The organism is Fusobacterium necrogenes, from assembly GCF_900450765.1.
Taxonomy (GTDB): domain Bacteria; phylum Fusobacteriota; class Fusobacteriia; order Fusobacteriales; family Fusobacteriaceae; genus Fusobacterium_A; species Fusobacterium_A necrogenes.
On sequence record NZ_UGGU01000003.1, the window covers coordinates 240,891 to 253,777 of the forward strand.

16 protein-coding genes and 1 pseudogene are annotated in these 12,887 nt (G+C 30.4%); all 17 read left to right on the plus strand.

Annotated elements, in window-relative coordinates:
• Positions 1-4: 4 nt before the first annotated feature.
• The 17 genes and pseudogenes from DYA59_RS01525 (at position 5) to rsmD (ending at position 12,881) form a co-directional block, all read left to right on the plus strand.
• Positions 5-490, plus strand: coding sequence for a divergent PAP2 family protein (locus DYA59_RS01525; RefSeq protein ID WP_115268692.1), 486 nt, complete (start codon positions 5-7; stop codon positions 488-490).
• Positions 491-493: 3 nt separating this feature from the next.
• Positions 494-2,317 carry a 1-deoxy-D-xylulose-5-phosphate synthase gene (gene dxs, locus DYA59_RS01530; protein ID WP_115268694.1) on the plus strand — a complete coding sequence of 608 codons (1,824 nt, stop codon included), beginning with the start codon at positions 494-496 and terminating at the stop codon, positions 2,315-2,317.
• The gene (locus DYA59_RS01535; protein WP_115268696.1) at positions 2,301-3,125 is read left to right on the plus strand and encodes an HD domain-containing protein; all 825 of its coding nucleotides are present in this window, start codon (positions 2,301-2,303) and stop codon (positions 3,123-3,125) included. The genes dxs and DYA59_RS01535 overlap by 17 nt, the downstream gene beginning before the upstream one ends.
• Before the next feature lie 8 nt (positions 3,126-3,133).
• The gene (locus tag DYA59_RS01540) at positions 3,134-3,943 is read left to right on the plus strand and encodes a TlyA family RNA methyltransferase (RefSeq protein ID WP_115268698.1); all 810 of its coding nucleotides are present in this window, start codon (positions 3,134-3,136) and stop codon (positions 3,941-3,943) included.
• Positions 3,940-5,253, plus strand: coding sequence for a S41 family peptidase (locus DYA59_RS01545; RefSeq protein ID WP_115268700.1), 1,314 nt, complete (start codon positions 3,940-3,942; stop codon positions 5,251-5,253). Before DYA59_RS01540 ends, DYA59_RS01545 begins: the two co-directional genes overlap by 4 nt.
• Before the next feature lie 10 nt (positions 5,254-5,263).
• Positions 5,264-5,929: a 16S rRNA (cytidine(1402)-2'-O)-methyltransferase gene (gene rsmI, locus DYA59_RS01550; RefSeq protein ID WP_115268702.1), complete on the plus strand. Its 666-nt coding sequence runs from the start codon at positions 5,264-5,266 to the stop codon at positions 5,927-5,929.
• Between the two features lie 11 nt (positions 5,930-5,940).
• Positions 5,941-6,804, plus strand: coding sequence for a ribosome biogenesis GTPase YlqF (ylqF, locus tag DYA59_RS01555; RefSeq protein WP_115268704.1), 864 nt, complete (start codon positions 5,941-5,943; stop codon positions 6,802-6,804).
• A gap of 13 nt (positions 6,805-6,817) precedes the next feature.
• Positions 6,818-7,639, plus strand: a complete 822-nt coding sequence (locus tag DYA59_RS01560; protein ID WP_115268706.1) for an NAD+ synthase — start codon at positions 6,818-6,820, stop codon at positions 7,637-7,639.
• Positions 7,640-7,679: 40 nt separating this feature from the next.
• A complete protein-coding gene (locus tag DYA59_RS01565; protein WP_115268708.1) occupies positions 7,680-8,051 on the plus strand; it encodes a hypothetical protein in 372 nt (123 codons plus the stop codon).
• An 83-nt stretch (positions 8,052-8,134) separates the two neighbouring features.
• Positions 8,135-8,257, plus strand: coding sequence for a MerR family transcriptional regulator (locus DYA59_RS01570; RefSeq protein ID WP_281268950.1), 123 nt, complete (start codon positions 8,135-8,137; stop codon positions 8,255-8,257).
• 11 nt (positions 8,258-8,268) lie between these two features.
• Positions 8,269-8,319, plus strand: a pseudogene (locus DYA59_RS09655) (hypothetical protein); the annotation flags it as partial.
• Between the two features lie 3 nt (positions 8,320-8,322).
• The gene (locus tag DYA59_RS09580) at positions 8,323-8,445 is read left to right on the plus strand and encodes a hypothetical protein (RefSeq protein ID WP_342767457.1); all 123 of its coding nucleotides are present in this window, start codon (positions 8,323-8,325) and stop codon (positions 8,443-8,445) included.
• A 130-nt stretch (positions 8,446-8,575) separates the two neighbouring features.
• Entirely contained in the window at positions 8,576-8,995 is a 420-nt protein-coding gene (locus DYA59_RS01580) for a hypothetical protein (protein WP_115268714.1), read from the plus strand.
• A gap of 78 nt (positions 8,996-9,073) precedes the next feature.
• The gene (gene prfA, locus DYA59_RS01585) at positions 9,074-10,150 is read left to right on the plus strand and encodes a peptide chain release factor 1 (RefSeq protein ID WP_115268716.1); all 1,077 of its coding nucleotides are present in this window, start codon (positions 9,074-9,076) and stop codon (positions 10,148-10,150) included.
• Between the two features lies 1 nt (position 10,151).
• Positions 10,152-11,288 carry a peptide chain release factor N(5)-glutamine methyltransferase gene (gene prmC / locus DYA59_RS01590; RefSeq protein ID WP_115268718.1) on the plus strand — a complete coding sequence of 379 codons (1,137 nt, stop codon included), beginning with the start codon at positions 10,152-10,154 and terminating at the stop codon, positions 11,286-11,288.
• Positions 11,288-12,319: a tRNA preQ1(34) S-adenosylmethionine ribosyltransferase-isomerase QueA gene (gene queA, locus DYA59_RS01595; RefSeq protein WP_115268720.1), complete on the plus strand. Its 1,032-nt coding sequence runs from the start codon at positions 11,288-11,290 to the stop codon at positions 12,317-12,319. The genes prmC and queA overlap by 1 nt, the downstream gene beginning before the upstream one ends.
• Positions 12,300-12,881: a 16S rRNA (guanine(966)-N(2))-methyltransferase RsmD gene (gene rsmD / locus DYA59_RS01600; RefSeq protein WP_281268931.1), complete on the plus strand. Its 582-nt coding sequence runs from the start codon at positions 12,300-12,302 to the stop codon at positions 12,879-12,881. Before queA ends, rsmD begins: the two co-directional genes overlap by 20 nt.
• The last annotated feature ends 6 nt before the right edge of the window (positions 12,882-12,887 follow it).

Sequence of the window (12,887 nt, forward strand, 5' to 3'; positions counted from 1 at the left end):
AGCTATGAATCATGGTATAATTTTTGGAAATAGAATATTAGATATAGTTTTTATAGCTTGGTTTATAGCTCAATTCTATAAAGTTTTATCTACATTTTTTATAGATAAAAAATTTGATATAAAAAGGATGTGGGAAACTGGTGGAATGCCTAGTTCTCATAGCTCAACTGTTTCTTGTTTAACAACTTGTATAGGTATTTGTTATGGTGTAAGTAGTGATATATTTGCTATAGCAATAGTATTCTCGGTTATAGTTATGTATGATGCTACTGGAATAAGAAGAGCAGCAGGAAAACAAGCCGGAGTAATTAATCAATTTATTGAAAAAATACCCCTCATGTTAGGAGAAAAGAGGTATGAAAGATATTTTGGAAAAGAAAAAAGTGAAAAATTGAAAGAGCTTTTAGGACACACACCTTTTGAAGTATTAATAGGGTGTATTTTAGGAATAGTGGTAGCTTTAATTTTTACTGATTATTTACAGGGGTAGAAGATGGAAGAAATATTTAAAATGAGTATAGATGAGATGAATAAGAAAGTATACGAGATTAGAGAGATTTTGATAGAAACAGTAAGTAGAAATGGTGGACATCTATCTTCAAATTTAGGAATAGTAGAGTTAACTCTAGCCTTACATAAGGTTTTTGATTTTTCAAAAGACAGATTAATATTTGATGTAGGGCATCAATCTTATGTTCATAAATTACTTACTGGTAGAGATAAAGAGTTCTCAACCTTAAGACAAAGAGGTGGTATAGGTCCGTTTAGTGATCCTAAAGAGAGTAATACTGATCCTTTTATTTCTGGACATGCAGGAACTGGACTTTCAGCTGGTGCTGGAATAGCTATGGCTTCTCCAGAAAAAAAAGTAGTTGTAGTAGTAGGAGATGCCGCTATATCTAATGGACACTCATTAGAGGCCTTAAATAATATAGGTGGAAATAAATTAAAAAATATGATAGTTATCTTAAACGATAATGAGATGTCAATAGGAGAAAATGTAGGTTCACTTTCAAAATTTTTTGGTAAGTTTATGGTAAGTGAAAAGTATATGAATTTTAGAGATGATATAAAAGGGTTAATTAAAAAATTAAAGGCTGATAAATTTTCAGATACCTTAGAGAGAGTAGAATTTTCTGTAAAGAATTTCTTTTTACCTTTGAACATGTTAGAAAGTTTAGGATTTAAATTTTTTGGAGTTTTAGATGGTCATAATCTAGAGGAATTAATATCAACTTTTAATAAGATAAAAAATATAAATGGACCAATATTTATACATATAAAAACTCAAAAAGGAAAAGGGTACTCTTATGCTGAGAAGGATAAAGAGAAATTTCATGGGATTTCTCCTTTTGATATGAAAACTGGAAATACTGCTTCAAGTGTAAAAACTTATTCAAGTATATTTGGAAGTGAAATAGTAAGATTGGCTCAAGAAGATGAAAAGATATATACTATATGTTCTGGTATGGTAAAAGGAACAGGACTTGGAGATTTTTTTAAAAAATTTCCAGAGCGAGCTATAGACACTGGTATAGCTGAAGGGCATGCTGTCACATTTGCTGGTGGTCTTGCCACTCAAGGAAAAAAACCATATGTGGCTATATATTCTACATTTTTACAAAGAGCTTATAGTCAACTCATTCATGATATCTCCTTACAAAAATTACCTGTTAGATTTATAGTTGATAGGGCTGGAATAGTTGGAGAAGATGGAAAAACTCATAATGGACTCTATGATTTATCGATATTTTTAACTATTCCAAATTATACAGTTTTAGTTCCTTCTACATCGAAAGAATTAGTTGAAATGTTAGAATTTTCTAGAGATTTTGAATCTGGACCTTTAGTTATAAGAATTCCAAGAGAGGTAGAATATAATGTGGAAGATGCCAAAGAGTTTAAGTTTGGAAAATGGACGGAATTAAGAAAAGGTAAAGATAATCTTTTTATAGCTATAGGAAGTATGGTTAAAGAGATTCTTGATATAGAAGATAATTTGAAAGCTAGAGGAATAGAAGGTACGATTGTTAATGCTTCTACCGTAAGACCACTAGATGAAAAATATCTTTTAGAGTCTGTAAAAGAGTATAAAAATATATTTGTTTTAGAAGAAGCCTATGAGAAAAACTCTTTTGGAAGTAGTATAATAGAATTTTTTAATGAAAGAAATATAGGTGTATTGGTAAGAAAAATAGCTTTAAAGGAGGGAGCTATTCCTCATGGAAAAAGAAGTGAGCTTTTGGAAGAGTTTGGATTGAGAGGCGAAAATTTAATAAAAAGAATTGAGGAAAAAATAAATGGAGGAAAAAAATAGGAGAGCACTTGCTTTTATCACCTCTTTATTAGAACTAGAGATGGTACAAGACTTAGAACTTTTTGATGACCAAGGGGTAAAGGTTTCTACTCATACATATGATGTTTTAAAAATTTCAATAGATGAGTTAAAAAGAGATTATAAAACATTTTTAGAGGCTAAAGAAAGAGTTGATTTTTTTGCTTTAACAGTTGGAATAATAATACATGATTTGAGTAAGGGAAGTATAAGGAAAACTGAAGAGAAATTTTCACATTCACAGATGATGTTGAAAAAACCCGAATATATAACAAAAGAAGCGGAAAGAGTCTTAGAGGAGATAGAAGAAAAAATAGGAGTGGAATTAAAGGATAATGTTAGGAAAAATATTATTCATATAGTTCTATCTCATCATGGAAAATGGGGGAAGGTCCAACCTAATACTAAAGAGGCTCATATTGTTCATAGAGCCGATATGTATTCGGCTAAATATCATCGAATAAACCCAATAGGAGCGGATAAAATTTTAGAGCTTTTAGCAAAAGGGATACAATTAGATGATATTCCAGAAAGGCTCAATTGTACTCAAGGTGTTGTCAAAGACAGATTAAAAAGAGCAAAACAGGAATTGAATGTAAAGACGACAAAACAACTTTTAAACTATTATAAAAAGAATAAAAAGATTCCAATAGGAGATAATTTCTTTATTCAAAGAGTTAGAGAAACTGAAAAATTAAAAAGAGTGGTGGATAAAAAAGGTTTTAAAAATATAATGCTAGAGAGTCCACTATTACCATATATGATAGATGAGGAAATATTTAAAGTCTGAGGTGTATGATGAAAGAAAGATTAGATGTACTACTGGTAAAAAGAGGCTTTTTTCCTGATAAAGAGAAAGCTCAGCGGGCTATTATGGCTGGACTTGTTATGGTGAATGAAAAAAAACTAGATAAAAGTGGGACTTTAATAAAATTAGATAAAGAACCCAATATAAGAGTAAGGGGAGAGTCTTTAAAATATGTGAGCCGTGGAGGATTTAAATTAGAAAAAGCCATATCGATTTTTGAATTAAATTTTAAAGGGAAAAAAGTTTTAGATGTAGGAGCATCGACAGGAGGATTTACAGATTGTGCTTTGCAAAATGGAGCGGAATTTGTATACTCAGTTGATGTGGGGACTAATCAATTAGATTGGAGATTAAGAAATAATCCTCGGGTAAAATCTCTAGAAAATATGCATATAAGAGATTTGACTTTAAATGATATAGATGGTAATTTAGTAGATTATATAGTTATGGATGTTTCATTTATCTCTATAAAAAAAATAATTAGAGATTTAGTTAAATTTTTTAAAGCTGAAACTAAACTTATGGCTCTTATAAAACCACAATTTGAAGTTGAAAAAGGACATATAACAAAAGGTGGAATAGTTAAAGATAGGGCTAGACATATAGAGGTAATAAAAGATATAATAGAATATGGGAGAAAAGAGGGACTTTATTTGGAAGGATTAGATTTTTCTCCAATTACAGGAACAAAAGGAAATGTCGAGTATATATCTCTTTTTGGACGTAATTTTTTTAGAGAGGTAAACATAGATGTAGAAGAGATTGTAGAAAGAGGGAAAAGTTTAGGAGGGACAGTATGAAAGGAATACTAAAAAGTAAATTATTAATAGTATTACTATCAGTTTTAATATTTATTAATTGTTTTGGAAAACAAGAAAATAAAGCAAGTGCTACTAAAAATACTGAAGAATCGGTAGGTTTTTTATCTAATATTAGACAGTTAAAAGAACTATCAGATATAATGGATGTCATTAATCAAAACTATGTAGGAGAAAAAGAAGTAGATAGAAAATCCCTTATGCAGGGAGCTTTAAAAGGAATGATAGAATCTTTAGGAGATCCACACTCTAATTATTTTACAAAAGAGCAATTAGAAAATTTTAAAGAAGATATAAAAGGAAAGTATGTAGGAGTTGGAATGGTAGTGCAAAAAAGAGTAAACGAACCATTAATAGTAGTATCCCCTATTGAGGATGGACCTGCATATAAAGCTGGAATGAAGCCAAAAGACAAAATAATAGCAATAGATGGAGAGTCTACTTATAATCTTACAAGTGAAGAGGCTGTAGATAAATTAAAAGGAAAAGAAAATACTAAAGTAAAAGTTACAGTTGTAAGAGATGGAGTAAAAGAACCTAAGGAAGTTGAAATAACAAGAGCAGTTGTAGAACTTAAATATGTAAAAAGTAAGATGATAGACGAGAAAAATAAAATAGGATATTTAAGACTTACTCAATTTGGAGAAAATGTGTATCCAGATACTGTAAAAGCTTTGGAAGAGTTGCAAAAACAAGGTATGAGGGCTTTAGTTCTTGACTTAAGAAGTAATCCAGGAGGAGCTTTAGATCAAGCTATTAAAATATCTTCTATATTTCTAAAAGAGGGAAGAGTAGTAAGTGTAAAGTCTAAAAATGGCGAGGAAGAAGTTTCGAATAGAGAAGGAAAATATTATGGAGATTTTCCACTTGTAGTTCTTATAAATGGAGGAAGTGCTTCAGCTTCTGAAATTGTTGCTGGAGCTGTAAAAGATAATAAAAGAGGTATTTTAGTTGGAGAGAAAAGTTTTGGAAAGGGAAGTGTACAAACTTTAGTTACTTTACCAGATGGAGATGGGATAAAACTTACAATTGCTAAATATTATACACCTAGTGGGGTATGTATCCACGGAATAGGAATAGAACCAGACGTTAAGGTAGAGGAAAAAAATGGATATATGCTATTTGATAGTGTTGTAACAAATATAGATGAAAAAGGAACAAAAGAGAATAAGAAAGAATTAATAAAAGAAGTAGTAGGAGAAAAAGAAGCAAAAGAGTATGAAAATCATCAAGATATTCAGCTGGATACTGCTATTGGAATTTTAAAAGGGATACTACTAAAGAATAAATAGGAGAAAAAATATGTTATATATAGTAGCAACACCTATTGGAAATCTTGAAGATATGACTTTGAGAGGAATTCGTATTTTAAAAGAGGTAAATTATATTTTTGCTGAAGATACAAGAGTTACTAAAAAATTATTAAATCATTTTGAAATAGAAAATGTTGTATACAGATACGATGAATTTACAAAAATGCATCAGATAACTAATATAATAAATCTTTTAAAAGAAGGAAAGGATATAGCATTAGTTACGGATGCAGGTACACCTTGCATATCTGATCCAGGATATGAGTTAGTAGATGCAGCACATAAAGAGGGATTAAAAGTAGTTCCAATACCTGGAGCAAGTGCTCTTACAGCTTCTGCTTCAGTAGCTGGACTTAGTATGAGAAGATTTTGTTTTGAAGGTTTTTTACCTAAGAAAAAAGGGAGACAAACTTTGTTAAAGTCATTAGCTCATGAAGAAAGAACAATAATTATATATGAGTCTCCATTTAGAATTGAAAAAACGTTAAGAGATATAGAAGAGTTTATAGGTATAAGAGAAATAGTAATTATTCGAGAAATAACTAAAATATATGAAGAGATAATGAGAGGGAGTACCACTGAACTTATTGAAAGATTATCTAAAAATCCTATCAAAGGAGAGATAGTTCTTTTAGTTAAAGGTCTAGAGGATTAGAGGAGTAAATTATGTCAATGACAAAGATTAATTGGTATCCTGGACATATGAAAAAGACAAAAGACTTAATAAAGGAGAATATGCAACTTATAGATATTGTTCTTGAAGTTGTAGATGCAAGAATACCTTTATCTAGTAAAAATCCAGATATTACAGTTTTTGCAAAGAATAAAAAAAGAGTAATAGTTTTAAATAAGTCAGATCTTGTAGATAAAAAAGAGTTGATTTATTGGAAAAATTATTTTAAAGAGAATAATTTTGCTGATGAAGTATTAGAAATAAGTGCTGAAACAGGTTTTAATATAAAAGAATTATATTCAATAATAGATAAGGTATCAGCAGAGAAAAAAGAGAGAATGCAAGCTAAAGGCCTTAGAAAAGTGAATACAAGGCTTATGGTTGTAGGGATACCAAATGTTGGAAAATCTAGACTTATTAATAGAATTGTTGGAAAAAATAGTGCTGGAGTAGGTAATAAACCAGGATTTACTAAAGGAAAACAATGGGTAAGAATAAAGGATGGACTAGAACTTTTGGATATGCCAGGAATACTTTGGCCTAAATTTGAAAGTGAAGAAGTTGGACAGAATTTAGCTATTAGTGGAGCTATAAAAGATGAGATATTACCAATAGAAGAGATTGCTGGAATATTAATTTCTAAGATGATAAAATATGAAATGTGGAGGATACTAAAAGAAAGATATAAGCTTTTAGATGAAGATAAAAGTGAAATAATGGGAGAAATTTTAGAGAAAATAGCTTTCAGATGTAAGATGCTTAATAAAGGAGAGAGTCTAAATATACAACAAGCAGCTTATACAGTACTCAGGGATTATAGAAGCTGTAAACTTGGGAAATTTGGATTGGATAGATAATTGTGGAGGAGTTATGGAGAAGCTGAGTATAGATTTAAATGTATTAGAAGAGATACTTGTAAATTTTTTAAATGAAGAAGCTGGTAAGGTAGGATTTAAGAAGGTAGTACTTGGACTTTCTGGTGGGATAGATTCAGCTCTAGTAGCTTTTTTGGCAGCTAAGGCTTTTAAGCCAGAAAATGTACTAGGAATAATGATGCCATATAAAACATCTAGTAAAGAGAGTATTGAACATGCTAAACTTGTGATAGAAAAAATAGGAATAAGAAGTAAGATAGTAGAAATAACTCCTATGGTAGATGCATACATTACTATGAATCCAGATATGAGTAGTTTAAGAAAAGGAAATAAAATGGCAAGGGAGAGAATGTCGATATTATTTGATCACTCAGCAGCAGAGTCTGCACTTGTATTGGGAACTTCTAATAAAACTGAGTTATTACTAGGTTATGGGACACAGTTTGGAGATGCAGCATCAGCTATCAATGCTATAGGAGACTTATATAAAACTCATGTGTGGGCCTTATCAAGACATATGGGTGTACCTAATGAGATTATAGATAAAAAACCAAGTGCTGATCTTTGGGAAGGCCAAACTGATGAACAAGAATTAGGGTATTCTTATAAAATGGCAGATGAGATATTATATAAATATGTAGAAGAAAGAAAAAATATTGATGAAATAGTTAAAGATGGATATTCTCAGGAAGTGGTAAAAAAGATAATCAAAAGAACTAAGATTATGCAATATAAAAGAGTTATGCCTATAATTGCAAAGGTTTTTTCAAGAGGAATAGGAACAGGATTTAAATATCCAAGAGATTGGGAAGTATAGAGATAGTTAAGAATATATTGATATAAGGGGTTGAATTTATATGAGTAGGGATGAGCAATTAAGGCAAGAATTAGATGAATTTAAAAAAGAAAAAGAAAGAATAAGAAATATTGTGGGTGAAATAGGGGGAAAAAATAATAAACAACATAAGATAGTGAGTTCTATATTTGTTCTACTTATTGCTATTTTGCTAATATTAGGTGTTGTACTAGAAAAAATAACCTTATTTTTGACATTAGAAATTGTTATTATATTAGCTATATTTAAAGTTATATGGATGTTTTATGAATTTCAAAGAGCTAACCATTTTCAATTTTGGATACTTAATTCTTTAGAATTTAGATTAAACGAGATAGATAAAAGAGTAAGAAAAATTGAAAAAATGGTCAGAGATAAGAATATGAAAATTTAAAAAGTAATTAAGATGACTCGAGAATGATTTTTATTGTTTAATAAAATTTATCATTCTTGAGTTTTTATATATTTGTCTAAAATATAGGGAGATACTATGATCTAGTAGGAGAGATTATGAAGATTAAGTATAGAATTTCTGAAGTGGCAAAAATATTTAATATTTCAAGGCAAACTTTGATATTTTATCATAAAAAAATATTCTAGTTCCTTTTGAAGTGGATAATGAAAATGGATATAGATATTACTCAAAAGATCAAATATGGGAGTTAATGTTTATACTTATATTGAAAAGAGCTGGATTTTCTTTAGAAGAGGTAAAAAGTTTTAGTGAGCTTAGAAGTCCAAAAGAGAATATAAAATTTCTAGAAAAAAATAAAAAATATAGATACTAGAATAAATGAGTTACAAAGAGTAAAAAGTAGAATAAGTAATAGAATAAAAAATCTACAAGATTATCTTCTAGAAAATAAAAATGATGCAATATTTGAAATGAGAGAAGAAATATTATGGTATTATATTTCAATGAAAAATCCAAAAGATGAGAAAGAGATGATTGAAATTTATGAAAAGTTAGATGAGGTAGCGAGGAAAAATAAGATAGAGGATACAAAATATATAAATATAGTGGATCTTAGGAAATTAGAATTAGTGGTTGATGAAGAGATGATACCAGTGTTAAAATTAGGAATTCTAATACCTAAGGAGAAAAGATTCAATGGTTGTGAGTATTTAAAAATAGGAGAGTGTTTTAGGGTTAATCATCAAGATTCTTATATATCTTTGAACACTACTTATAAAAATATAGATAGATATATAAAGAAAACAAAATATAGGAAATTGGGATATTCTATAGAGTTTATGAAAGAATTAGCTATACCAACAGAAAATGGAATAGGTGGTATTATTGAAATAGTGATACCAGTAACTAAAATAAATAACTAACTTCCCTTTAAATTGATTTTTTTAGATAAATATGCTATAATTGTTAAGTTATAGTGTAGAAAAGGAGATGAGAAGATAGTGTTCGCTAAGTTAGAAGAAGTTGTAAGAAGATTTAATGAGCTTAATGAGATGTTAGGCTCTTCAGAAATTTTATCTGATCCTAAAAAAATGATGGAATGTAATAAAGCATTAGCTGATATAACACCGCTTGTAGAAAAATATAAAGAGTATAAAACTCTTAGTGAGGATCTACAATTTATAAAAGAAAATATTAGAAACGAAAAAGATCCTGATATGAGAGAGATGATGAATGAAGAGCAAAAAGAACTTGAAGAGAAGTTACCTGATTATGAAAAAGAGTTAAAAATTCTTTTACTTCCAAAAGATGAAAATGATGATAAAAACGTTATCGTAGAGATCAGGGGAGGAGCAGGTGGAGATGAGGCTGCTCTATTTGCTGGAGACCTATTCAGAATGTATAATAGATATGCAGAAAGAAGAAAGTGGAAAGTGGAGATAATCGAAAAACAAGAGATCGGTATTGGAGGAATAAAAGAGGCAGTATTCAGTATCAATGGGCTTGGAGCTTATTCAAGATTAAAATTTGAATCTGGAGTACATAGAGTACAAAGAGTACCTGAAACAGAATCAGCAGGAAGAGTACATACATCAACAGCTACAGTAGCTGTATTACCAGAGGTAGAGGACGTAAAAGAGGTAAAAATTGATCCTAAAGACCTTAAGATAGATACATATAGATCTGGAGGAGCTGGAGGACAGCACGTAAATATGACTGACTCAGCTGTTAGAATTACTCACTTACCAACAGGAATAGTAGTACAATGTCAAGATGAGAGATCTCAGTTAAAAAATAGAGAGAAAGCTATGAAGCACTTAGTATCAAAGCTATATGAGATGGAGTGCGAAAAACAAAGAAGTCAAGTAGAGAGTGAAAGAAAACTTCAAGTAGGAACAGGGGATAGATCTGAAAAGATCAGAACATACAACTTCCCACAAGGAAGAATTACAGACCACAGAATTAAATTTACTGTATATCAATTAGATGCATTCTTAGATGGAGACATAGATGAGATGATAGATGCTCTTATCACATTCAACCAAGCTGAGATGTTAGCTAGTGCATCAGAAGAGTAATATGAATTTGTTAGAAATATTAAATTTTTCAAAAGAGTATTTGCAAAAATACTCTTTTTCAAAACCCCGTCTTGAAAGTGAAAAACTTATAGCAGCAGTTTTAAAATTAGATAGAATAACTCTCTATGCATATTTTGATATGGAGCTTACAACAGAACAAAAAGATACAATAAAAAAATACCTAAGGGAGATGGCAAGAGGTAGAATAGGTTTTGATGAACTTATAGAAAAAAAGGGAGATTTAGAGTTAGATACTAAAAACTATAAAGAGGAAAATTATGATCTACTCAAAAAATCCATTGAATATCTAGAGAAACATCAGGTACCTAATGCAAGACTTGATGCTGAATATATTTTTGCACATATCCTAAAGGTAAGTAGAGTAACACTTACTTTGAATCTAAATAAAAAGATAGAAGAGGAAGATAAAAATAGAATAAGAGAGATGTTAGTAGCTAGAGGAAAAGAGAGAAAACCTTTACAATATCTACTTGGAGAATGGGAATTTTATGGATATCCATTTAAAGTAGATGAGAGAGTTCTTATTCCTAGAGCTGATACAGAGATATTGGTAGAACAATGTAAATATCTTGTAAATGAGCTACCTAGTCCTAAGATAATGGATATAGGGACAGGAAGTGGAGCTATTGCTATATCACTTGGTAAAGAGTTGCCTAATGCCCATGTGTTAGGACTAGATATAAGTGAGAGAGCTTTAGAGGTAGCTATACAAAATAGAGATATGAATGAGGCTACTAATGTAAAATTTCTTAAGTCAGATGTTTTTTCTACCTTAAGAGATGAGAAATACAAAAATGTGAAATTTAGTCTGATAGTTTCAAATCCCCCATATATTCCAACAGAGGAGTATGTGGGACTCATGCCAGAGGTATTGAAGTATGAGCCTAAAAATGCTTTGACTGACAATGGAGATGGGTACTATTTCTATGAAAAAATATCCAAAGAGGCTAAGGAGTTTTTGACAGAAGATGGATATTTAGCTTTTGAAGTGGGACATAATCAGGCTGAAAAAGTAGCTGATTTTATGAGAGAAAATGGATTTGATGTACTATCAATAGTAAAAGATTATGGTGGAATAGATAGAGTAGTAATTGGAAAGAGAAGAGAGGAAAATTAATGTCTACAAAACTACATGATTATGATTACCATCTACCAGAGGAGTTAATAGGACAGGAGCCAAGAGAGCCTAGAGACCATGCTAGACTTATGTTGGTAGATAAAACTAATAAAAAGATAGAGCATAAGCATTTTTATGATATAATAGATTATCTACAAGAGGGAGATATCTTAGTAAGAAACTCTACTAAGGTAATTCCAGCTAGACTTTTTGGACATAAAGAGACTGGTGGAGTGTTGGAGATTTTACTTATAAAAAGAATAAATCTAGATACTTGGGAGTGTCTACTTAAACCAGCTAAAAAATTAAAACTTGGGCAAAAATTATATGTGGGACAAAATAGTGAACTTGTAGCTGAACTAATAGAGATAAAAGATGATGGAAATAGAGTTTTAAAATTTACCTATGAAGGAGCTTTTGAAGAGGTATTAGATAAACTAGGAAATATGCCATTACCACCATATATAGTGGAAACTTTAAAGGAAAAAGAGAGATATCAAACTGTGTATGCTCAAAGAGGAGAGTCAGTAGCAGCACCAACAGCTGGTCTACATTTCACTAAAGAACTTTTAGAAAAGATAGAAAAAAAGGGAATAAAGATTGTAGATATATTTCTTGAGGTAGGACTAGGAACATTTAGACCAGTACAGACTGAAGATGTGCTAGACCATAAGATGCATGAGGAAATATTTGAGATACCTCAAGAGGCAGCAGATATAATTAACAAAGGAAAGGCTGAAGGAAGAAGAATAATCTCAGTAGGAACTACAAGTACAAGAGCATTGGAATCATCAGTAAATGAGAATGGAAAAGTAATTGCTCAAAAGGCAAGTACAGATATATTTATTTATCCAGGATATGAGTTTAAAGTTATAGATGCTCTTATTACAAATTTTCACCTACCAAAATCTACTTTACTTATGTTGGTATCAGCTTTTTCAAGCAGAAAGTTTATGTTGAGTGTATATGAAACTGCTGTAAAAGAAAAGTATCATTTCTTCAGTTTTGGAGATGCAGTGTTTATCTATTAATGGAGTTGATGTGATGAGAATAATTGCAGGAGATGCAAAGAATAAGAAAATAAAGAGTAGAAAGGGAATAGATACAAGACCTACATTAGGAAGTATGAAGGAGTCATTATTTTCTATAATAGCTCCATATGTTCCAGACTCTGTATTTTTAGATCTATTTAGTGGAAGTGGAAGCATATCTCTAGAGGCTTTAAGCAGAGGAGCTAAGAGAGCTGTGATGATCGAGAAAGATTCTGAAGCTCTAAAATATATAATAGAAAATGTAAATAACTTAGGTTATGAAGATAGATGTAGAGCTTATAAAAATGATGCGTTAAGAGCTATTGAAATCTTAGGAAGAAAAGGAGAAAAATTTAATATAATCTTTATGGACCCACCATATAAAGATGAGGTATGTACAAGGGTTATGAAAGCTATTGAAAAACATAAAATCTTAGCTGAGGATGGACTAATAATATGTGAACACCATGTTTTTGAAGAGATGGCTGATATTGTGGGAGAGTATAAAAAAGCTGATGAAAGAAAATATGGAAAAAAATGTATAACTTTCTATACTAGATAGGAGGAA